Consider the following 22,938-nt stretch of genomic DNA (forward strand, 5'->3'; position numbering starts at 1 on the left):
TATGAAAACAAAAAATATAATTATACTAGCATTTTTACTACATGGATTTTTAGTAAATGCTCAAGAAATAAAAATTAAAAAAGCCGACAAAAATTACGAGCAGTTTGCTTATGTAGATGCCATTAAAACCTATGAAAAAGTAGCTGAAAAAGGGTTTAAATCTGTTGAAGTTTTTCAAAAATTAGGGAATGCTTATTATTTTCAATCAAAATTAGCAGAGGCTAATAAATGGTATGGGGAACTTTTCGCTATGAATCAAGAAGTGTTACCTGAATATTATTTTAGATACGCACAAACCTTAAAATCGATGGGTGATTATAAGAAAGCCGATGCTATGATGGAAAAATTCTATGAAAAAAGCGGTACAGATAATCGTGCTAAAATCGGTAAAACTCAAAAAAATTATTTAGATGAGATAAAAAAGAATTCTGGAAGATATAGAATCAAAAATGCAGGAATTAATTCTAAGTTTTCAGATTATGGAACTTCATTTTATAAAAATGAATTGGTTTTTACTTCAGCTAGAGACACTGGAGGAATTGTGAATAAAAAGCACAAATGGACCAATCAATCGTATACTAACTTATATGGTGCTAAAGTTTCTGATAACGGCAACTTTGAAGCACCTGAAAAATTTTCTAGTAGCGTGAGTTCAAAATATCATGAGTCTACTCCTGTGTTTACTCAAGATGGAAATACAATGTATTTTACCAGAAATAATTTCAATAACGGAAAAAAAGGTAGAGATAGTGAACGTACTATTTTATTAAAATTATTCAAAGCTACTAAAGAAGTGGATAGATGGACTAATGTAACAGAATTACCTTTTAATAGTAATGAATACAGTGTAGCACATCCAGCTTTAAGTTTAGATGAAAAAACTTTGTATTTTGCTTCAAACATGCCAGGAACCATTGGAGGTTCTCAATCTGATATTTTCAAAGTGAGTATAAATGCTGATGGTAGTTTTGGAATTCCTCAGAATCTAGGCGATAAAATTAATACAGAAGGAAGAGAAACATTCCCTTTTGTAACAGATAATAATGAACTGTATTTTGCTTCAGATGGGCATCCTGGTTTAGGTGGTTTAGATATTTTTGTTACCGAATTTAAAGAAGACGGATCAGTTGGAAATATTAAGAATGTGGGTGAACCTGTAAATAGTAACATGGATGATTTTGCCTTTTTAATTGACACAAAAAGTAAAAACGGTTTTGTTTCTTCCAATCGAAAAGAGGATAATGTAGGATTTGATGATATTTATAAATTCACAGAGATTTTACCTATTCCAAAGGATTGCGAACAGCTTTTAACAGGTGTTGTGTTAGATTTAGATACTCAAGAACCTATTGCAAATGCAAAAGTTACTTTATATGATGCAGACGAAAAGAAATTGAAGGAATTTACATCTGATAACTCTGGGAAATATGATTTTGGAGTTGTTGAATGTGATACAACACTTAAAATTAGAGCAGAAAAAGAAACTTACAATACTAATGAAATTTCCATTATTATACCATTAGAATCAGGAGTGACGGATACTAAAATCGATTTAGAATTAAGAGAAAAACCTTTAAAACCCGGTGATGATTTAAGAAAAGCATTAGGTATAGATATAATTTATTTTGATTTAGATAAGTCAAATATTCGTCCAGATGCTGCAGTAGAATTGGCAAAAGTGCTGGAAGTAATGAAGCAATATCCTAATATGAAAATTGATGTTCGTGCTCATACAGATTGCCGTCAAACAGCAAAATATAATGAAGTATTATCTGATAAAAGAGCAAAATCTGTTATTGCTTGGTTAGTTAAAAATGGAATAGATACAAATAGATTGTCTGGAAAAGGTTATGGTGAATCACAATTGATTAATGATTGTGGTTGTGAACCTACTAATAAATCTAATTGTTCAGAAGAACAACATCAGAAAAATAGAAGAAGTGAATTCATTATTTTATCAAATTAGTTTTTGATATTAAATGAAGAAAAGGTTTAAAAAATTTATTCTAATGTGACTTTTTTTATCCTAAAAATAAAGCATATTATTTAACCTCAGGTTGTTATTAAATTACAAATTTTTCATATGTAATTAGTTATTGAGGGGCTATTTATAACGCCTGAGGTTAAATAAACTGTTTTTAAGATATTCAAATATATAAACTACTTATAATCTTAAAAATATGAAAGTTAAATCTCAAACTAACACTAAATTAAATTTCAAATATAAAATTTTGAATGCTAATAACGAATTCAAAATGCTTATCTTTTCTGATGAAGAGTTGAAGTTAGAATTTGATAATTCGTTTAATTCTGATATAAAGATATTAAATTTTTCTTCAAATTTAAATAACTCTTTTGAAAGGACAACAACAGGACTTTCTTCAAGGGAGTTAGAATGTACTAAGTTGTTAATGAGAGGAAAGTCAAATGTGGAAATCGCTAAAAAATTATCTTTATCAGCTACTACTGTTAGTACTTATAAAAAAAGAGTATTGCAAAAAACTAAAACTAAAAACATTGTAGAATTAACAAAGCTGTTTAGTAAAGAACCTAATATATTTTTTAAAAAGTAAATTTTAGATTTTGTTTTATGAGTAATATTTATGTATATGATAAGGATAAATATTTTTTTCTCTATTTAAAGAAAAAATTATCTCATAAATATAATTTTATAAGACTTGAGGATGTAAGTTTAATGATTTCTCAAAATTATAAAAAAGACGATATGGGAATTTTTATTGTAAATAATGTTAATGATGTTGTTGCTTTTTTCAGATTTAGAGAATGTTTTAACGAAAGGGTTCTTTTGTGTACTGAAAAACCAATTATTTGTGAGAAATATAAGAAAACTTTTTCCATATCTTTTTTAGATATTTCAAAACCCAAAAAAAAATTTTATCCAAATCTTAATGATAGAATTGAATTTTTTCAAGGTACATTATAAGAAAAAAATAATCTAATAATAACTATTTTTTTTACATTTGCATTAAATAAAAAGTAAACAAAGCGGTAAACGTTTTTTGCTCTCTCATTTTCAAATTGGTTTTTTAATTAGTTGATATATAGGCTTATGTGTTTTTAGAAAGTTAAGTTTTTAAACTCATAACCCGAAGGTCACAGGTTCGATTCCTGTTCCAGCTACTAAGAACTCTTTCAGAAATGAGAGGGCTTTTTATGCAATTTACTTATTATCAATAATTTAACGTTAAATTAATTTATTTTTATGATTTTGAAAATAAAAATCACTACTTTTGCACTTTTATTTTGAAAATCATATGACTACACAGAAAATTATTGGGTACAGAAAGTTACTTAATGTTACCAGAGATGCTACATTAAAAGAATTAAAAACAATATATAGAAATAGTATGAAGGAAGATCATCCTGATACTATCGCAGATCCAGTTGAACGTTTAGCAGCTGAAGAAAGAAGTAAGAATATTATTGAAGCTTACCATTTTTTAGTAAGTATCGCTCCAGAAACTAGAGAAAAAGTGAAAGCAGAATACATGGCTACTACTACAACTTCTCAAATTTCTGATTTTCATATGGATAAAGGAGTTTTGTATATTAGCTTTGCAGACGGAAGTAAATTCGAATATTTTGGTGTACCAAGAAACACATATGTGAAAATGGTAAACGCAGAATCACCAGGTCGTTTTGCTCGTCGTCACATTTATAACGAATTCACATACCGTAGCGCTAGTAAATTAGTAGCTGCAGAATAATTAAAACAGTATTTCGAGTATTTCGAGAAACAGTTTTAATCAGATTATAGCAAAAAGCCATTCTGAAACGAGTGGCTTTTTTTATGTACCTTTGCAAAAAAATAAATATATGTCGCACAAAGCAGGTTTTGTAAATATTATTGGAAATCCAAACGTTGGGAAATCAACCTTAATGAATGCTATGGTAGGCGAGAAGTTGTCTATTATCACCAGTAAGGCACAAACTACACGTCACAGAATTTTCGGAATCGTAAATGACGAAGACTATCAGATTGTGTTTTCAGATACGCCAGGAATTATCAAGCCAGCTTACGATTTGCAAACCAGCATGATGGATTTTGTAAAAAGTGCTTTTTCTGACGCCGATATTTTAATCTATATGGTTGAAATTGGAGAGAAAGAATTAAAAGACGAAGAGTTTTTCAATAAAATTATTCATGCTAAAATTCCAGTTTTACTTTTATTGAATAAAATCGACAAGTCGAATCAGGAAATGTTAGAAGAACAAGTGCAAACTTGGCAAGCTAAAGTGCCTAATGCAGAAATTTTTCCAATCTCCGCATTAGAAAATTTCAACGTGAAAGAAGCGTTGAACAGAATTGTAGAATTGTTGCCAGTTTCGCCGCCTTATTATCCAAAAGATGCTTTGACAGATAAACCAGAGCGTTTTTTCGTAAATGAAACCATTCGTGAGAAGATTTTATTAAATTACGATAAGGAAATTCCATACGCAGTTGAAGTGGAAACTGAAGAGTTTTTTGAAGAAGAAAAAATTATAAGAATCCGTTCTGTTATTATGGTGGAACGCGATACACAGAAAGGAATTATTATCGGACATAAAGGTGCTGCTTTGAAAAAAGTAGGAATGCAAGCCCGTGCCGATTTAGAATTGTTTTTCGACAAACAAATACATATTGAAATTTTCGTAAAAGTGAATAAAGATTGGAGAAGTAACGCTTTCCAATTACGAAGATTCGGATATAATCAAAAATAATGACTAATCAATAGTGATTAGTAAAGAGTAATTAGTAAAGAGTAAATAGAAAAATTGTTTTGAAAAAAGCAGTTCTATTTTAGCCCCGATTGGAAGAAGCTACCGTGTAGCCTGGAAAGCGGGACAGCAAGTGTTTTGAAATTCAAAATGTCTGCTCCTAAAATAAAAAAACGTACTTTTGCACAAAATATAAGAAGAATGAATAATATTGTAGCCATAGTAGGAAGACCAAATGTAGGGAAATCTACACTTTTTAATCGTTTAATCCAACGTAGAGATGCCATTGTAGACTCTGTAAGTGGTGTTACACGTGATAGAAATTATGGAAAAAGTGAGTGGAATGGAAAAGAATTTTCTGTAATTGATACAGGTGGATACATTAAAGGTTCAGACGATATTTTTGAAGGTGAAATTAGAAAACAAGTTGAATTAGCTATTGACGAATGCGACGCTATCATTTTTATGGTAGATGTGGAAGAAGGTATTACGCCAATGGATGATGAAGTGGCGAAATTACTTCGTAAAGTTACTAAGCCAGTTATATTAGCTGTTAACAAAGTAGATAATTCAAAACGTATGACAGATGCGTTAGAGTTTTACAATTTAGGATTGGGCGAATATTTTACTATTGGTGCCATGAATGGAAGTGGAACGGGTGAATTATTAGATAAATTAGTGGAAGTTTTACCAGAATTACCAGAAGCAGTGGAGGATGAAAATCCATTACCGCGTTTTGCAGTTGTGGGTCGTCCTAACGCTGGAAAATCGTCAATTATTAATGCCTTAATTGGTGAAGACAGATTTGTAGTTACAGATATTGCAGGAACAACTCGTGATGCAATTGATACCACATATAACCGTTTTGGTTTCGAATTTAATTTGGTAGATACTGCCGGAATTAGAAGAAAAGCGAAAGTAAAAGAAGATTTAGAATTTTATTCTGTAATGCGTTCGGTTCGTGCGATTGAGCATTCAGATGTTTGTATCTTAGTTATTGATGCCACTCGTGGTTTTGAAGGACAAGATCAAAGTATTTTTTGGTTAGCTGAAAAAAACAGAAAAGGAATTGTGATTTTGGTGAACAAATGGGATTTAGTTGAGAAAGAAACCATGACAGCAAGAGATTACGAACGTAAAATTCGTGAGCAAATCCAACCGTTTACAGATGTGCCAATTTTATTCGTATCAGCAACAGAAAAACAACGTTTATTAAAAGGTTTAGAAACTGCTGTAGAAGTTTTTGAAAATAGAAAACAAAAAATTTCAACATCTAAATTCAACGATTTAATGTTGCCTATTATTGAAAACCAACCGCCACCAGCGTTAAAAGGGAAGTATGTGAAAATTAAATATTGCATGCAATTACCAACTCCGGTGCCACAGTTTGTGTTTTTCGCCAACTTGCCACAATATGTAAAAGATCCGTACAAACGTTTCTTGGAAAACAAATTGCGTGAAAACTATAATTTTAGTGGTGTGCCAATTGATATTTACATCAGAGAGAAATAATAATGAACAAAAAACCCGATAAGTGATTATCGGGTTTTTTTATATTATTTCCATTTTTCAATTAGAGCATTTATTCCGCTTTCGATGCCTTTATAAATTTCTCCATTTTTAAAGTTGGGAATTATGTTTTCTTCTAAAATAGTATTACAAATCTCATCTGTGAGAATTTTCTCCGTTCCTGTTCCGGTACAAATTCGAATTCTTCCTAATTGGTTTGAAATCACAATCACTAAACCATTGTCTTTTCCTATTTTACCAACGGCCCAATTTTGAGCTAAAGCAAGTGCGTAATTATCAAAATCGTTTCCGTTTCCTATTTCACTAATCGTTACAACAACTATTTCATTAGAGGTTTGTTTTTCATAGTTGATTAGTAGTGCTTCTAGTTTTGTAACTTCTTCTAAATGTATTAAGTTTTCAAAATCATTTACAAATCCTATTGGTTTTGGAAAACTAGTTTCCTGTCCAAAAGAAAAACTAAGGAATCCGAATATCAATATTAAAACAAAATGTAACTTACTTCTCATAACTGAATACTAATATTACCAACTTCCGCTAGCGCCACCACCAGAAAATCCGCCGCCGCCAAATCCGCCACCGAAGCCGCCGCCAGATGATGAACCGCCGCCAAAACTTCCGCCGCCGCCACGACCCATGCTACTTAAAATAATGATGTCCATTAAATCTGGTCCACCAAATCCGCCGTTATTTCCGCCGTTGTTTCCTTTGTTTTTAGAAACTAAAATTAGAAATATAATAACAAATCCAATAACTAATAATATTGGTAAAATGCTTCCTTCTTTTTTATCTTGTTTACGTTCCGCTTTATATTTCCCAGTAAGTACTTTGAAAATAGATTCAGCGCCTTTGTTTAAACCATTGTAGTAACTTCCGGCTTTAAATTCTGGCGTGATATCGTTTCTAATAATTTGTCCACAAATACCTGCGACTAATCTGTCTTCCACACCATAACCTGGTCTGATAGAAACTTTTCTATCATTTTTAGAAACTAAAATAATCACACCGTTATCTTCTTTGGCTTGACCAATTCCCCAAGTTTGGGCCCAATTAGTAGCTAAAACACCAACGTCTTCACCTTTTAAATCGTCAATTGTAATGACAACAATTTGTGTAGAAGTAGTATCCGAATATCTAACTAGTTTTTCTTCTAATTGTGTTTTTTCCGAATCAGATAAAAGTTTAGCATAATCATAAACAGAAGTCTGTAAACTTGGTTTTTCAGGGATTTTATATTGACCAAATGTAATATTTGATATAAGGATGAATGAAAATAAAAGTAAAATTTTAAATTCTTCCAGCTTCCAGCTTCTAACTTCTAACTTTCTCATTAACCTCTTGAAATTTCGTTAGACAACTCATTGATATCATCTTCATTATTATAAGGAAAATACTTTTTAAGTTGTTCTCCTGCTTCAATAATTCCGTTTACTAATCCGTCTTTATATTTACCTTCTTTGAATTTTTCAATGACGTGGTCTTTTGTAGAATTCCAAAAATTAGGTTCCACTAAATCATTGATGCCTTTATCTCCAATAACAGCAAAACTTTTGGTTTGCATACAGATATAAAAAAGCACACCGTTTTTCAATTCGGTTTCATCCATTTTAAGGAGATGAAAAACCTCCTGTGCTCTTTCAACAGGAGGTTTAGTATTGCTTTCTTCAATATGCACACGAATTTCCCCCGAAGTGTTTTTTTCGGCAACAACAATAGCGTCAACAATTTCTTGTTCTTCTGCTTTGGTTAAAAATTCTTCGGTTTTTGACATTATTTTGTTTCTTTTTTATCGAAATCAAATTCTACATTTGGTGCTTTTTCTGCTCCAGCATCTGATTTGAAAGGTGCTTTTTCTTTATAATCAGACAAAAACATTTTACGAGGCACTTTTAAAACATAATTGTTGTATTTTTCAATAGATTCGTTAAAACGAGTTCTTGCCGTTAAAATTTGATTTTCTGTACTAGCTAATTCATCTTGTAGTTTTAAGAAATTTTCATTTGCTTTTAAACTTGGATATTGTTCTACAGTTACTAATAAACGAGATAAAGCACTTGTCATTCCACCTTGTGCTTGTTGAAATTGTGCCAATTGTTCTGGTGTAACATTACTTGGGTCAATAGTTACTGAAGTTGCTTTTGCACGTGCTTCAATTACAGCCGTTAAGGTTCCTTTTTCATATTCTGCTGCACCTTGTACTGTTTTTACTAAATTACCTATTAAGTCATTTCTTCTTTGGTAAGAGGTTTCTACATTTCCCCATTCTTTTTTAACAGATTGGTCCACTTCAATAGCTCCATTTTGTATTCCGAAATACCACATTACTCCAATGATAAGTACTCCAATACCAATAATCCAAGGTAAAAATTTTTTAAAATCCATGTTTGTTTAATTTAAAGTTTATATTTATTTAGTTGTTAATTTTTTTTACTGAAAACTGCGACTGCGACTGAAAACTGAACTAAAGCCCTTTTTTCATCTCTAATAATTGATTTTTTATGCCTTCCAATTTACTGATAATTTCAAAATTGTCTAAGGTTTTCTTTTTTCCTTCTTTCAAATGAATTTTTGCACCTTCCAAAGTGAAACCACGTTCTTTTACTAAATGATAAATCATTTGTAACACTTTCACATCATCCGGACGAAACATTCTATCGCCTTTAGCATTTTTTTTCGGATTAATTTCGTCAAATTCTTTATCCCAAAAACGGATTAACGACGCGTTCACATCAAATGCTTTCGCTAATTCGCCAATGCCATAATATCTTTTTTCTGGTAAGTTTACTTGCATTATATTTTTATAATTGACTCATTGATTATTGTCAAATTGACACATTAATCCAGAGATTGATTTTCTTGATTCGCTAATTTACTAATTAAAACATATTCTTTAGCAGAAATACTGCCATAATAAAAATTTAAAGGATTCACCACTTCACCATTTTTATGTACTTCATAATGTAAATGCGGTGCTTCGCTTCGTCCTGTACTTCCTACATAACCAATAATATCACCACGTTTGACTTTTTGCCCAGCTTTCACTTTATATTTACTCAAATGCGCATACAAAGTCAAATAGCCGTAACCATGACTAATTTCTATATGATTTCCGTAACCTGATAAACTTCCATCTGCTTTTCTGACAACTCCATCTCCTGTAGCGTAAATTGGAGTTCCTGTTTTAGCGGAAAAATCCATTCCTTTATGAAACTTTCTAATTTTTGTAAACGGATCACTTCGATATCCAAATCCAGAAGCCATGTGTTTTAATTCTTCATTTTTTACAGGCTGAATCGCTGGAATGGCTTTTAGTAAAACCGCTTTTTGCTTGGCTAATTTCGTAACTTCATCCAAAGAAACGGATTGAATCGCTAACGCTTTCATAATTTCATCCACTTTTTTAGACGAATTAATGATCAAATCGCTATTATTAAAATCTTCTAAATCTTTATATCTATTTACACCACCTAATCCAGCTCTGCGTTCTTCGTTTGAAATGGCTGCACTATTAAAATAAACTCGGTACAAATTATTATCTCGTTCTTCTATAGCCGACAAACTTTCCTCCATTAAAGCTATTTTTCGATTTAATAAATTGTAATTCAACTTCATGGTTTCTAACTCACGTGCTTGTAATTTCGATTTTGGCGTTTCAAAAAAACTAGTATTACTCAAAATGAAAAAACATAAAAAACCAAACAACGCACTTGCTAGTAAAAACAACATCGCATAACCAATTTTGGTACTATTTTTAGTAACAATTTGTTTAAATGCTAATTTCTCTGCGTCGTAATAAAATTTTACTCTCTTCATATTTGAAAAAGTTGCCTTTTAGAAACTTTTTGTTGTTAACGATTTCATTAAAATTTACTATTTTTGTGCTTGTTATCACAAAGTAACACTTATTATACGAAAGAACTTAAAATTTGTTTCACATTTCGAAACATTTTTTTTAAAAATTTCAATGAACTAAATTATTCGATTCAATATCATAAAAATGAAATCACAAGACATAAGAAAAGCGTATTTACAATTTTTTGAAAGCAAAGGACATACAATTGTTCCTTCAGCACCAATTGTTTTAAAAGATGATCCAACCCTGATGTTTAATAACTCGGGAATGGCTCAATTTAAAGAGTTTTTCTTAGGAAATGGCACGCCAAAAAGTCCAAGAATTACAGATACTCAAAAATGTTTACGTGTTTCTGGAAAACATAACGATTTAGAAGATGTAGGTTTCGATACCTATCACCATACCATGTTCGAAATGTTAGGAAACTGGTCGTTTGGTGATTATTTCAAAAAAGAGGCGTTACCTTGGGCTTGGGAATTTCTAACAGATGTTTTAAAATTAGACAAAGACCGTTTATATGTTTCTGTTTTTGAAGGAAGTACAGAAGATAATGTGCCTTTTGATCAAGAAGCTTGGGATATTTGGAAACAATTTGTACCAGAAGACCGAATTATTTTAGGAAACAAAAAAGATAATTTCTGGGAAATGGGCGATCAAGGTCCTTGTGGTCCTTGTTCTGAAATTCATATCGATTTAAGAACTGATGCGGAAAGAGCAGCGGTTTCAGGAAGAAGTTTAGTGAACGCAGATCATCCGCAAGTTGTGGAAATTTGGAATAACGTTTTCATGGAATTCAACCGTAAAGCAGATGGTTCTTTAGAAAAATTACCAGCACAACACGTAGATACCGGAATGGGATTCGAGCGTTTGTGTATGGCAATGCAAAACGTAACTTCTAATTATGATACAGATGTTTTCACCCCGCTTATCGCGAAAGTGGAAGAAATTACTGGATTAAAATATACTTCAAACGAAGTCAAAAACATATCAGAAGAACAAAATAAAACGAATATTGCGATTCGTGTGGTTGTAGATCACGTTCGTGCAGTGGCTTTCGCTATTGCGGACGGACAATTGCCTTCAAATACCGGAGCAGGTTATGTAATTCGTAGAATTTTACGTCGTGCGATTCGTTACGGATTTACGTTTTTAGATACAAAAGAACCTTTTATCAATAAATTAGTAGCGGTTTTAGCGAATCAAATGGGTGAATTTTTCCCAGAAATCAAATCGCAACAACAATTGGTTACGAATGTAATTCGTGAAGAAGAAGCTTCTTTTTTAAGAACTTTGGAACAAGGAATTCAATTGTTAGAAAACGTAATGCAAAATACTTCTGGAAAAGAAGTTTCTGGTGAAAAAGCATTCGAATTATATGATACTTTCGGATTCCCAATCGATTTAACAGCCTTAATTCTTAGAGAAAGAGGCTTTAGTTTAGACGAAGCTGGTTTCGAAACAGAATTACAAAAACAAAAAGCGCGTTCTCGTGCAGCTTCTGAAGTTTCAACGGAAGATTGGTCGGTTTTAATTCCAGGAAATGTAGAAACATTCGTAGGATATGATCAAACGCAAAACGATTCAAAAATTACTCGTATCCGTAAAGTAGATTCTAAAAAAGACGGAATTTTATACCAAATCGTTTTAGATAATACGCCTTTTTATCCAGAAGGTGGTGGACAAGTAGGAGATAAGGGAACGTTAGTTTCAGCAAATGAAACGATTGACATTATCGATACGAAAAAAGAAAACAACTTAATTTTACATTTCGCTAAACAATTGCCAGAAAATGTAAATGCGGTTTTCACAGCAAAAGTCAATACAGATTTAAGAAGTGCATCTTCAAAAAATCACTCGGCTACACATTTAATGCATTTGGCTTTAAGAACAATTTTAGGAACACACGTAGAACAAAAAGGTTCGTTGGTGAATCCAACTTATTTACGTTTTGACTTTTCTCATTTTTCTAAAGTTTCTGAGGAAGAATTACGTCAAGTAGAAGATTTCGTAAATACAAGAATTGCGGCACAATTGCCATTAATAGAAAGAAGAAGTATTCCCATACAACAAGCTTTAGACGAAGGTGCGATGGCTTTATTCGGAGAAAAATACGGAGACAACGTTCGTGCGATTAAGTTTGGGGAAAGTATGGAATTGTGTGGAGGAATTCACGTGAATAATACGGCTGATATTTGGCAATTTAAAATTATTTCAGAAGGTGCTGTTGCCGCAGGAATCAGAAGAATTGAAGCGATTACTGGTGATGCTGTGAAAGATTTCTACACGAATCAAGAAAACACGTTGGCGGAAATTAAAGAAATATTGAAAAATCCACAAGATATTTTAAAATCTGTAGTTGCGCTACAAGATGATAATGCAAAGTTGAAAAAACAGTTAGAGCAATTAGTAAAAGAAAAAATTGATGGTTTATCAGCGAGTTTAGTTTCTGAATTTCAAGACATAAACGGAATCAATTTCTTAGTCAAACAAGTTGATTTATCTATGAGTTCGACAAAAGATTTAACGCAAGCTTTTGGAACTTCAAAACCTAATTCATTTGTAGTTTTAGCTTCAATTGAAGACGGTTTACCAAATATTCACTGTTATATTGCTAAAGAATTGGTTGCGGATAAAGGCTTAAACGCTGGAAACGTAATCCGTGAATTAGGAAAACACATTGATGGAAATGGTGGTGGTCAACCTTTCTTCGCATCAGGAAAAGGAAAAAACGCAAACGGAATTGCTGCTGTTTTAGAGAATGCGGTTAGTTTTGTGAAATAGGTAATGAAGAAATTTATTGTTGTTTTTTTATCGTTTATTTTATTATTGTTATCCTATTTTGGTTATAAATATTTTAGTAGTAGTAATTTAGAGTTTGACAAGGTATATCATTACGTGATTGCAGATGATGATGTTCCAGTTCAAACTTTAACTCATGATATTTCTGGTTTAGAGAATTCAATAATTTACGAGGAATATCCATACGATTTGGATTCTAAATTTCATGAAGAGTTAACTAAAGTTGGTTTCAAAAAAAGAGAAATTGATAAAGAGAAATTTTCTAAATTAAAGGAAATTTTAAAATATGAATTTCATGTTAAGATTGGTGTAAAGAAGTGTGAAACAACATATAGAGATGTTTTAGTCTTTCAAAAAAATAATAAAATTGTAGGTGTTGTTAAAATCTGCTTTGGTTGTGGTCAATATTGTTCAATAGGAGAAAATTTACCAGATTTCAACTTTGAAAAGTATAAAGAACTTGGAAAATTATTAATGAAATAATTGTTTGTTTTCTCACGCAAAGACGCAGAGCCGCAAAGGAAAAGCTAAACTTTGCGACTCTGCGTCTTTACGTGATATAATTATTAAAAAAGAAAAAAAGCATGTCGGAAAACGAAATCTCAAGAATTATAGTTGATGTTGCATATAAAATTCATATAAAACTTGGTCCAGGACTTTTGGAATCTGTTTATGAAGCCATAATGTGTCACGAATTAATAAAAAGAGGTCTTAAAGTTGAAAGACAAAAACCAATTCCAGTAATTTGGGATGAAATATTTTTAGATATTGGTTTTAGAAGTGATTTAATTGTTGAAGACAAAGTCATCGTAGAGTTAAAATCAGTCGAAACCTTATCTAAAGTTCACTCAAAGCAAATTCTAACTTATTTGAAAATCACTAATATGAAATTAGGACTTCTTATAAATTTTAATGAAGCTTTAATAAGAGACGGAATTTATAGAGTAGTAAATGGATTATAATGTTTTTTTTTCTTTGTGTCTTTGCGTCTTTGCGTGAAAATACAACTTATAAACTAAACTGTTTTTTTATCAATCACCGCCGTAGCTTCTATCTCAATTAACCAATTTCTATTTCCTAAAACGGTAACACCAACTAAAGTACTGGCTGGGTAATTTTCAGAGCCTAAAAACGCTTTTCGGACTTTTCTAAAAATCGGTAAATCTACTTCCGGATTAAAATTTACGATATAGGTATTCATTTTTACTACATCTTGAAAACTAGAATTGCTTTCCTTTAAAAGGGTTTCTAAATTTTTAAATGTAGCAATAGTTTGAGATTCTAAATCATTTCCTTCGCCAATTTGTCCAGATATATGTAAGGTTTTAGTTTCTTCGGTTTCTATAAGTACGACTTGCGAAAAACCTTCATTTGGATGTAAATATTCTTTTTTAAACATAAGATAAATTATTTTCTTTCTCCAATTTGTTGGCGCCACATCGCGTAATACAAACCTTTTTCTACTAATAAATCTTCGTGTTTTCCTTGTTCGATAATTTTTCCTTGTTCTAATACAAATATTTTATCCGCGTGCATGATGGTTGATAAACGGTGTGCGATTAGAACTGTAATTCTGTTTTCATCCGAAATGTTTCTAATCGTACTATTAATTTCTTCTTCTGTAATGGAATCTAAAGCTGAAGTAGCTTCGTCAAAAATTAATAAATTCGGATTTCTTAAAATCGCTCTAGCTATTGATAAACGTTGTTTTTCACCTCCAGAAATCTTAATTCCACCTTCACCAATTGTCGAATCTAAACCCTTTTCAGCTCGAGCTAATAAATTATCACAACTTGCTCTATGCAGTGCATTTAAAATTTCTTCGTCTGTTGCTTCTGGTTTTACGAATAATAAATTTTCTCTAATGGTTCCCGAAAACAATTGGGCATCTTGTGTTACGAATCCTAATTGTTGACGCAATTCTAACATATCGATGGCTTTCGAATCAATTCCGTTATACAAAACATTACCAATTGCAGGTTGATATAAGCCGACTAATAATTTTACTAAAGTTGTTTTTCCTGCACCTGATGGTCCAACAAAAGCAACCGTTTCACCTTGTTTGATGTTGAAATTAATGTTTTCTACAGCAGGCTGTTTTGCCGATTTATGCTTAAAACTCACCTCTGAAAATACTAAAGAATTAATTTTCCCGAAATGTTCTGGAGTTTCTGGTCGGTGTTCGGATTTCGCATTTAATAATTGTTCGAAATTTTCCATAGAAACTTTGGTTTCATTTTTCGCAATAATAAAAGCACTTAATTCTTGTAATGGATTAAAAATAAAGAACGTAAAAAACACCATGGTTAATAAATCGCCAACCACAATTTTTTCGCTAAATAAAAAATAATACAAAGCAAAAACCACACAAGTTCGCATAAAATGAACCGTTGTGCCTTGTATGAAACTCAAACTTCTAATAAAACGGATTTTCTGAATTTCTAAATTTAATATTTTGTGGGTATTGGTGTTTAAACGGCCTTCTTCTTGTGCGGTTAAGCCTAAGCTTTTTACCAGTTCAATATTACGCAAACTTTCTGTGGTAGAACCTGCTAACGAATTGGTTTGCATAACAATTTTACGAGAAACAGCTTTAATTTTTTTTCCTAACACAGAACTTATTAACGCAATAATCGGAGCCGTAATTACAAATACAAACGCAATTCTGTAATCTATTCTCGAGATGTAAACAATCACAAAAACAAACCCAATTATGGTTTGAAAAATTAAAGAAATAGAAAGGGTGATCAGTTTTTCCGAATCGGTTCTGGCTTTTTGTAATTTGTTTAAGGTTTGCCCACTGCTTTGGTCTTCAAAATCAACATAAGGTAAGTCTAACGATTTTTTAATTCCATCAGTATACATTTCTGCACCCGTTCTTTGAATGACAATATTGGTAAAATAATCTTGAAAGTTTTTAGTAATTCTAGAAATCATGGCGGCACCAAGCGAAAGTCCTAACCAAAAACCTACCGATTTGATAAAACCGATCTCGTTTCCTTTATATTTGGCAATTCCTACACCGCAATCTTGCATTAGTTTACCCGTGATAATCGAATCGGATAAACTAAAACAAATATTGATAGTTGCCATTAATAAGGCGAAAAATAGGAGTAATTTATGTTTTTTTAGATACGCGTAAAGTAGCTTCATTTGAAAAATTTTATCGTGCAAAAATACGGAATAAAAAGTCTTACTGTAATTTTTCGTAACTATTTAACTTGTTTTTGTACTTTTGGATTAAGATAATAAGAACGATGAACTTTCAAACACAAATACCTCTACAAAAATCTGATTTTCCAATAGATTATACTTCTAAAGTAGTGTCTTTAGGTTCTTGTTTTGCCGAAAATATGGCAGAGAAATTGGAGTATTTTAAATTTGAAAATGTGGTCAATCCGTTTGGGATTATTTTCAATCCCGTTTCTTTAGAAAAATTGATTCTTAGAAGTATTCATAAAAACTATTTCACAGCAAACGATATTTTTTATCATAACGAAGCATGGCATTGTTATGAAGTCCATTCGGAACTTTCGAATCCTGATAAAGAAGAATTTCTTAGTAATTTAAATCAATTAATAGATTCTACGAATTGGCACATTGAAAAATCGACACATTGTCTAATTACCTTAGGAACTTCTTGGGTGTATCGACATACTGAAAGCAATGTAATTGTGGCGAATTGTCATAAAGTACCACAAAAACAATTTGTAAAAGAGTTACTTTCAATCACTCAAATAGAAGCGAGTTTGCAAAAGATAATTTCAGAAATTCAAACTATAAATCCGAAGTGTAACTTTGTCTTTACCGTTTCGCCAGTGCGACATATTAAAGACGGTTTTGTAGAAAACACTTTGAGTAAAGCACATTTGATTTCGGCTTTAAATGCTTCCAACTTCCAACTTCCAACTTCCAGCTATTTTCCAAGCTACGAAATTATGATGGATGAATTGCGCGATTATCGTTTTTATGGGGAAGATATGTTGCATCCGAATCAAACAGCAATTGATTATATTTGGATTAAATTCTTTGAAAATTATGTTGATGAGAAGGAATTCGGTTTGATGAATCAAGTTTGCGAAATTCAACGCGCATTGAAACACCGACCATTTAATCCCAAATCGGAAAGTCATAAAAAGTTTTTAGAGAATTTGAATCAGAAAATAAATAGCTTAGTCAATAAACATCCTAATTTTCAATTTTAATTTATGAGTACATCATTACAAAAACCAAGTTTTTTCGGAATACTAACAGAATTTAGAAAATGGATTATTCTAATTTTAGTAGCATTAGTTTTGTTTTTTGGATATAAGTATTTTTCATCAAAAGGAGATACTTCTGTAGTAGAATATGACACGGCTTTAATTCAACAACAAATTAAAAATGTAGGTAAATTAGTAGTTACTGAAGGGCATTTTGCGGAAGTGATTACCTATAAAGATTCGAAAAAATACATGGGCGATTTGATTTCTTTTGAGAAAAAAGCCATTGTAGTTATTAATGCTGATGTTACCGTAAGTTTCGATTTGAGTAAAATGAAATACGACATTGATTCGATAAATAAAGTCATTACAGTTGTTGAAATTCCGAAAGAAGAAATCAAAATCGCACCAGATTTTAAATATTATAATACAGAATCAAGTACGTTTAATGAATTTACGGGTGAAGATTATAATAAAATCAATAAAATTGCTAGAGCCAATTTAGCTATGAAAATTCAAGCTTCGACTTTAAAAACCAACGCCAAAAACAGATTGTTATCGGAATTAAATAGTTTGTTTATTGTAACTAAAAATTTGGGTTGGACGATGAAATATAAAGATGAAGTGATTACTTCTGATAAAGAAGTGAAACAGAAGTTTTTAAATTAAAAAACCATCTCAATCGAAATTAAGATGGTTTAAATTGCCTCAAGTTGTGTGTTGTTTAAGGTCTTGGTTATTATAACTTATTTTGTAAACTTTGCCAACCGCCACCATTTATAGTTTCAATTCCGTTGCGTTTTAAAATGGAATTCGCTTGAGCGCTTCGCATTCCACTTTTGCAACAAACTATAACTGCTTTGTTTAGCTTTTTAATATCAGTAATCTTTGATTCTATAATTTGTAATGGAATATTTTTTGAATTTTGGATATGTCCACCTGCAAATTCTTCATAACTTCTTACGTCGATAATAACGGCATCTCTTTCAATAAATTCTGAAATTTGGTTGGATTTATCTCCAAAACCAAAAAAATCTAAAATTCCCATATTCGTTTGTTTTGAACAAATATATGGGAATGATAGATTTTTCTATGTAACAAATGTTACTTATTTATATTTATAGCTTTTTTGAAAATTAATTCTAAACCGCCATCAATTAAATGTGCCACCTCTGGTCTATTAATTTTTAGTTTTTCTAAATGATTTAATACTTTGTCGATTAAGTCGGTATTGTTTTCTTTTTTAGCTAATTCAGCTATTTCAACAGAAAGTAACCAGTCGTTTTCGTGATTTGCTGTTACAGCTGCAAAAGCTTCTTTTAAAGTGATTTCAGCAGATTTACCTTCTCTTAGATTTCTTATGTTTTTATATAAGTTTTCTAATTCTTCTCTTTTGGCAGATTTTTTTTGTTTTATGGTGTTACTTGAAGGCACATGGCTAATCATGTCAAAACTATTTACATCAGCTGGTCCTGAAAACGCTGAAGTAATTTTTTTACCAACTGCCATATCATAAATTCCCCATTCAGGAGCAAATAATATGGTTTCACCATGAGTTACTGTACAATTTTTGAATTTAATTAATAAAATTTCACCTTGTAAGTTTCTTGTTCCAGTTACAATTTCACCGGTAACTTTGATGTTTCCTTCAAATTCTAAAGTAATTTGTTCACCTTCGTAAATGTCGTATGCACGTAAATCTCTTGGTCCCATATCTTCAATCGCTAAATTGATTCCTTTTAGCATTCCAAGTGGCGATCCAAAACCTTCTGCGTGCGCATCTGTTCCGTGGCTAACTAATTCTTTTTCTCTATACGATAACGCAGTTTTTCCAGTAGTTTGGATGTAAACTGGTTTTCCTTCGTTTTCAATAACATTGGTAAAAACTCCAGAAATTTGTAAACCCGTACTTAATTCTACAGTTCCTAAATTTTTGGAAGTAATTAATTTTTGAATTCCAGATAATCCGCCAGTTCTAAGAGCCATTTTATTAGCAAATTCTTCTAAAACAGAACTTAATTGTGCGAAATCTTGTGTTACGTAAAGTTGTGGTTGCGGTTTTGTAATATCAAAACTTTGATCTGCGGCTGAAATATCGTAAGGTATTTTCTTTACGTTATCTGTCATGCACCAAGCACTTTCTCCAATTGAAGACAATAAACCAGCTCCGTAAATTTTTGGATTTTCAACTGTTCCAATTAAACCATATTCAACGGTCCACCAATGTAAATTTCTAATTTTAGACATTTCAGACAATTCTCCCATGTTGTTTTGCAAGAAATCAACTTGGTCTTCAGCTGCTTTAATTTCAGCTTCTGGAATTCCTTCTGCTTCTTTTACGATTGACAATAAACGTACTGCTTCATATAATTCGTAATCACGTGCTGAAGAAATGGCTTTGCAACCAATTTCACCAAAACGACGTAAATATTCCGCATATTCTGGATTGGCAATAATTGGAGCATGTCCAGCACCTTCGTGAATAATATCTGGAGCAGGTGTGTATTCAATATGTTCTAACTGACGAATATCGCAAGCAATGACTAAAACATTATACGCTTGAAATTCCATAAACGCACTTGGCGGAATAAATCCGTCCACGGCAACTGCAGCCCAACCAATTTCCTTTAAAATACGGTTCATACCATACATATTCGGGATATTGTCTATCTCTAAACCGGTTTTTTCTAAACCTTCTAAATAAGAATTATGCGCCACTTTTGATAAGTAATCTACGTTTTTACGCATTACATATCTCCAAACGGCTTGGTTTATAGGTGTGTAATCATTATAATCTTGTGGGATTATGAATTGTTTTAAATGTTTAGGTAACCTGTCAATCAATGGGTTACTTTCAAAATTAGCTTCCATAATGGTTTTATGTTGTTTGATGTAAAATTACAATAAATTTTATATCAAATTATGATTTTTATCATGCAAAATAAAAATCCTGACAGGTTTTAATAACTTATCAGGATTAATATGTTTTTTATAAAAGTTTTATTTTACAGCTGGTGGATATTTCTCTAAAATTTTTGCTACAAATTCAGCAATTCTTTCCTCTTTCTTTTCAGAATCAGTTGTTAAATAACCCGTTCCAATACCTTGCCAAACTAATTCTTTAGTTTTTGCATCAACAATGTCAATGTATAAACTTCCTTCTGGTGTTGTAGTTGTTCTGGTGTAACCCATTCCCCAACTTGGTCCCCAGCCGTAGCCAAATCCCCAACCCATATTGTTGTACACATTCACACGTTCTCTTTCTTTAGTGAAAATGCTAATTAAAACATCTGGAGTTTCAGATTTTGAAAAACCTTTTGTTGGCATGGCATCATCAATAGCATATAAGATTCGTTTTTTGTCTAAATCTGAAATTTCAAGTTTATCAATACTTGATTTGCTATAGGCATACGTTTTATACGATGCGAAGTTTGCTTTTTTGTCATAATCAGTATTCACTGATACGGAAGAACATGAGGTTAGGATAAAAAATCCTAAAAGTGATAGTAGTTTTAATGCTTTCATAGCTGTTTATTTAAGTTAATAAATTTTCGTCAACTAAATTTGGAAGGGTTACTTTCAATAAAGGTTGTACTTCCATGGCGCGTTTTATAGCGAAAATGGCTCCTTCATTTCTTGCCCAATTTCTTCTTGAAATTCCGTTATTTACATCCCAGAACAACATCATTTCCAAACGTTTAGATGCTTCTTTAGTTCCATCAAGAAGCATGCCAAAACCTCCGTTTATCACTTCACCCCAGCCAACTCCACCGCCGTTGTGTATAGAAACCCAAGTAGCACCTCTAAAACTGTCGCCAATAACGTTTTGAATGGCCATATCTGCTGTGAAACGAGAACCATCATAAATGTTTGAAGTTTCTCTATAAGGTGAATCGGTTCCTGATACATCATGATGATCACGACCTAAAACTACCATGCCAATTTCTCCACGAGCAATTGCTTGGTTGAACGCTTCAGCAATTTTAATTCGTCCTTCAGCATCAGCATATAAAATTCGAGCTTGAGAACCCACTACTAATTTATTTTCTTGTGCGCCTTTGATCCATTGAATGTTATCTGCCATTTGTTGTTGAATTTCAACTGGCGAATTTTTCATCATTTCCTCTAAAACATCGCAAGCAATTTTATCTGTTTTTTTCAAATCTTCCGGATTTCCAGAAGCACAAACCCAACGGAAAGGTCCAAATCCATAATCGAAACACATCGGTCCCATAATGTCTTGTACATAACTTGGATATTTGAAATCGATATGATTTTCGGCCATAATATCAGCTCCAGCGCGAGAAGCTTCTAATAAAAATGCATTTCCGTAATCAAAGAAATACGTTCCTTTTGCAGTATGTTTGTTTATGGCTGCCGCATGACGACGTAATGTTTTTTGAACTTCTTCTTTAAATTTATCTGGATGGTTTGCCATCATTTCATTTGATTCTTCAAATGAAAATCCAGTAGGGTAGTAGCCACCAGCCCATGGATTGTGAAGAGAAGTTTGGTCTGAACCTAAATCGATATGTAAATTTTCTTGGTCGAAACGTTCCCAAACATCTACAATATTTCCTAAATAAGCGATTGAAACAACTTCTTTGTTTTCTAAAGCTTTTCGAACTCTTGCGACTAAAAGTGTAATGTCTTCTACAATTTCGTTTATCCAACCTTGCTCATGTCTGATTTTTGTAATTTTTGGATTTACTTCAGCACAAACCGTTACACAACCAGCAATGTTTCCAGCTTTTGGTTGTGCGCCAGACATTCCGCCTAATCCAGAAGTTACGAATAAACCTCCAGTTGGTGATTTTTTGATTTTTCTGAAACCATTTAAAACGGTGATAGTAGTTCCGTGTACAATTCCTTGCGGACCAATGTACATGTAACTTCCAGCTGTCATTTGGCCATATTGAGAAACACCTAAAGCATTCATCTTTTCCCAATCATCTGGTTTAGAATAATTAGGGATTGTCATTCCGTTTGTCACAACAACTCTTGGCGCTTCTTTATGAGAAGGGAATAATCCCATTGGATGACCAGAATACATGGATAACGTTTGTTCGTCTGTCATTTCAGATAAATACTTCATCGTTAACAGATATTGCGCCCAGTTTTGAAAAACGGCACCATTTCCACCATAAGTAATTAATTCATGAGGATGTTGCGCTACGGCATAATCTAAATTATTTTGAATCATCAACATGATCGCTTTTGCTTGTTCCGAATTTCCTGGGTAATCAGAAATTGGACGTGCTTTCATTTCGTAATCTGGACGAAAACGGTACATGTAAATTCTTCCGTAAGTTTCTAATTCGGCTTTAAATTCTGGAAGTAATTCCGCATGAAGTTTCGCATCGAAATAACGTAGTGCATTTTTTAATGCTAATTTTTTTTCTTCTGCTGATAATATTTCTTTGCGTTTTGGCGCGTGATTTATGGAAGTCTCGTAAGTTTTTGCTTGTGGTAAAATTGATGGAATACCTTGTTGTATTTGTTCTTTAAAAGTCATTTTTGTTGTTTTTAATTCGTTAGGTTATTATTCTAAATTTCAATTAATTGAAACCTAGGGATAACGAATATCAGACCTATGATAGGATTTGTGAATTTTGATTCGATATTTGAATAATTGAATGTCCATTTTTTATTTTTTGTTGGTGCCGGTTTTTTTATCAAATCCGTATGGGCAATGACGACAACCGCTTTTGCAGCAATAACCACGTTTTAAATGGTATTTTTCAGTAAAACATTTATATCCTTCAGGTGTGTAATAAAAATCTTCACCTTCTTTTAAATTATTTGGATTTATTTCATTGTTCATATTGGCAAATT

The 22,938-nt window shown here is 32.0% G+C and carries 24 protein-coding genes; 11 read left to right on the top strand and 13 right to left on the bottom strand.

Annotation, left to right across the window (positions count from 1 at the left end; all coding sequences use genetic code 11):
• Position 1: 1 nt before the first annotated feature.
• From G6N05_RS08625 to der, 6 genes are all read left to right on the top strand, one after another.
• The gene (locus G6N05_RS08625) at positions 2-1,966 is read left to right on the top strand and encodes an OmpA family protein (RefSeq protein ID WP_166126903.1); all 1,965 of its coding nucleotides are present in this window, start codon (positions 2-4) and stop codon (positions 1,964-1,966) included.
• A 214-nt stretch (positions 1,967-2,180) separates the two neighbouring features.
• Entirely contained in the window at positions 2,181-2,573 is a 393-nt protein-coding gene (locus tag G6N05_RS08630; RefSeq protein WP_166126906.1) for a response regulator transcription factor, read from the top strand.
• 17 nt (positions 2,574-2,590) lie between these two features.
• Positions 2,591-2,944 carry a hypothetical protein gene (locus G6N05_RS08635; protein WP_166126911.1) on the top strand — a complete coding sequence of 118 codons (354 nt, stop codon included), beginning with the start codon at positions 2,591-2,593 and terminating at the stop codon, positions 2,942-2,944.
• Positions 2,945-3,275: 331 nt separating this feature from the next.
• Positions 3,276-3,728: a KTSC domain-containing protein gene (locus G6N05_RS08640; protein WP_166126915.1), complete on the top strand. Its 453-nt coding sequence runs from the start codon at positions 3,276-3,278 to the stop codon at positions 3,726-3,728.
• Positions 3,729-3,837: 109 nt separating this feature from the next.
• Complete coding sequence (gene era / locus G6N05_RS08645; protein ID WP_166126918.1) at positions 3,838-4,722, top strand: GTPase Era; 885 nt, start codon at positions 3,838-3,840, stop codon at positions 4,720-4,722.
• Between the two features lie 198 nt (positions 4,723-4,920).
• On the top strand, positions 4,921-6,231 hold the full coding sequence (gene der / locus G6N05_RS08650; protein WP_166126922.1) for a ribosome biogenesis GTPase Der: 1,311 nt from the start codon (positions 4,921-4,923) through the stop codon (positions 6,229-6,231).
• Positions 6,232-6,275: 44 nt separating this feature from the next.
• On the opposite strand, the gene G6N05_RS08655 is transcribed toward der, so the two are convergent.
• From G6N05_RS08655 to G6N05_RS08680, 6 genes are all read right to left on the bottom strand, one after another.
• Positions 6,276-6,758, bottom strand: coding sequence for a TPM domain-containing protein (locus tag G6N05_RS08655; RefSeq protein WP_166126925.1), 483 nt, complete (start codon positions 6,756-6,758; stop codon positions 6,276-6,278).
• 15 nt (positions 6,759-6,773) lie between these two features.
• Positions 6,774-7,580: a TPM domain-containing protein gene (locus G6N05_RS08660; RefSeq protein ID WP_166126928.1), complete on the bottom strand. Its 807-nt coding sequence runs from the start codon at positions 7,578-7,580 to the stop codon at positions 6,774-6,776.
• Complete coding sequence (locus G6N05_RS08665; RefSeq protein ID WP_166126931.1) at positions 7,580-8,020, bottom strand: TPM domain-containing protein; 441 nt, start codon at positions 8,018-8,020, stop codon at positions 7,580-7,582. The genes G6N05_RS08660 and G6N05_RS08665 overlap by 1 nt, the downstream gene beginning before the upstream one ends.
• Positions 8,020-8,631 (bottom strand): LemA family protein, encoded by a 612-nt coding sequence (locus G6N05_RS08670; RefSeq protein WP_166126934.1) that lies wholly within the window; start codon positions 8,629-8,631, stop codon positions 8,020-8,022. The genes G6N05_RS08665 and G6N05_RS08670 overlap by 1 nt, the downstream gene beginning before the upstream one ends.
• A gap of 79 nt (positions 8,632-8,710) precedes the next feature.
• Positions 8,711-9,040, bottom strand: a complete 330-nt coding sequence (locus G6N05_RS08675; protein ID WP_166126937.1) for a MerR family transcriptional regulator — start codon at positions 9,038-9,040, stop codon at positions 8,711-8,713.
• 44 nt (positions 9,041-9,084) lie between these two features.
• Entirely contained in the window at positions 9,085-10,062 is a 978-nt protein-coding gene (locus tag G6N05_RS08680) for a M23 family metallopeptidase (RefSeq protein WP_166126940.1), read from the bottom strand.
• Positions 10,063-10,246: 184 nt separating this feature from the next.
• Here G6N05_RS08680 and alaS point away from each other — a divergent pair, with 184 nt between their 5' ends.
• The 3 genes from alaS to G6N05_RS08695 all read left to right on the top strand — a co-directional run bounded on the left by alaS (position 10,247) and on the right by G6N05_RS08695 (position 13,863).
• The gene (alaS, locus tag G6N05_RS08685) at positions 10,247-12,883 is read left to right on the top strand and encodes an alanine--tRNA ligase (RefSeq protein WP_166126944.1); all 2,637 of its coding nucleotides are present in this window, start codon (positions 10,247-10,249) and stop codon (positions 12,881-12,883) included.
• A 3-nt stretch (positions 12,884-12,886) separates the two neighbouring features.
• Positions 12,887-13,384, top strand: a complete 498-nt coding sequence (locus tag G6N05_RS08690) for a hypothetical protein (protein ID WP_166126948.1) — start codon at positions 12,887-12,889, stop codon at positions 13,382-13,384.
• Between the two features lie 101 nt (positions 13,385-13,485).
• On the top strand, positions 13,486-13,863 hold the full coding sequence (locus G6N05_RS08695; RefSeq protein ID WP_166126952.1) for a GxxExxY protein: 378 nt from the start codon (positions 13,486-13,488) through the stop codon (positions 13,861-13,863).
• Between the two features lie 53 nt (positions 13,864-13,916).
• On the opposite strand, the gene G6N05_RS08700 is transcribed toward G6N05_RS08695, so the two are convergent.
• Positions 13,917-14,300: a RidA family protein gene (locus G6N05_RS08700; protein ID WP_166126957.1), complete on the bottom strand. Its 384-nt coding sequence runs from the start codon at positions 14,298-14,300 to the stop codon at positions 13,917-13,919.
• Positions 14,301-14,308: 8 nt separating this feature from the next.
• Complete coding sequence (locus G6N05_RS08705; protein WP_166126961.1) at positions 14,309-16,054, bottom strand: ABC transporter ATP-binding protein; 1,746 nt, start codon at positions 16,052-16,054, stop codon at positions 14,309-14,311.
• Between the two features lie 104 nt (positions 16,055-16,158).
• Here G6N05_RS08705 and G6N05_RS08710 point away from each other — a divergent pair, with 104 nt between their 5' ends.
• Both G6N05_RS08710 and G6N05_RS08715 read left to right on the top strand, forming a co-directional pair.
• The gene (locus tag G6N05_RS08710) at positions 16,159-17,106 is read left to right on the top strand and encodes a GSCFA domain-containing protein (protein WP_166126964.1); all 948 of its coding nucleotides are present in this window, start codon (positions 16,159-16,161) and stop codon (positions 17,104-17,106) included.
• A 3-nt stretch (positions 17,107-17,109) separates the two neighbouring features.
• Positions 17,110-17,772: a DUF4230 domain-containing protein gene (locus G6N05_RS08715; protein ID WP_166126968.1), complete on the top strand. Its 663-nt coding sequence runs from the start codon at positions 17,110-17,112 to the stop codon at positions 17,770-17,772.
• A 70-nt stretch (positions 17,773-17,842) separates the two neighbouring features.
• Here the strand turns inward: G6N05_RS08715 and G6N05_RS08720 are convergent, their stop codons facing one another.
• The 5 genes from G6N05_RS08720 to G6N05_RS08740 form a co-directional block, all read right to left on the bottom strand.
• Positions 17,843-18,151: a rhodanese-like domain-containing protein gene (locus G6N05_RS08720; RefSeq protein ID WP_166126972.1), complete on the bottom strand. Its 309-nt coding sequence runs from the start codon at positions 18,149-18,151 to the stop codon at positions 17,843-17,845.
• 56 nt (positions 18,152-18,207) lie between these two features.
• Complete coding sequence (locus G6N05_RS08725) at positions 18,208-19,974, bottom strand: aromatic amino acid hydroxylase (protein WP_166126976.1); 1,767 nt, start codon at positions 19,972-19,974, stop codon at positions 18,208-18,210.
• A gap of 129 nt (positions 19,975-20,103) precedes the next feature.
• Entirely contained in the window at positions 20,104-20,628 is a 525-nt protein-coding gene (locus G6N05_RS08730) for a DUF4136 domain-containing protein (RefSeq protein WP_166126979.1), read from the bottom strand.
• A 10-nt stretch (positions 20,629-20,638) separates the two neighbouring features.
• The gene (locus G6N05_RS08735) at positions 20,639-22,618 is read right to left on the bottom strand and encodes a urocanate hydratase (protein ID WP_166126984.1); all 1,980 of its coding nucleotides are present in this window, start codon (positions 22,616-22,618) and stop codon (positions 20,639-20,641) included.
• A 132-nt stretch (positions 22,619-22,750) separates the two neighbouring features.
• Positions 22,751-22,927, bottom strand: coding sequence for a DUF5522 domain-containing protein (locus G6N05_RS08740; protein ID WP_166075870.1), 177 nt, complete (start codon positions 22,925-22,927; stop codon positions 22,751-22,753).
• Positions 22,928-22,938 lie beyond the last annotated feature (11 nt).

Source organism: Flavobacterium bernardetii (assembly GCF_011305415.1).
Lineage (GTDB): Bacteria > Bacteroidota > Bacteroidia > Flavobacteriales > Flavobacteriaceae > Flavobacterium > Flavobacterium bernardetii.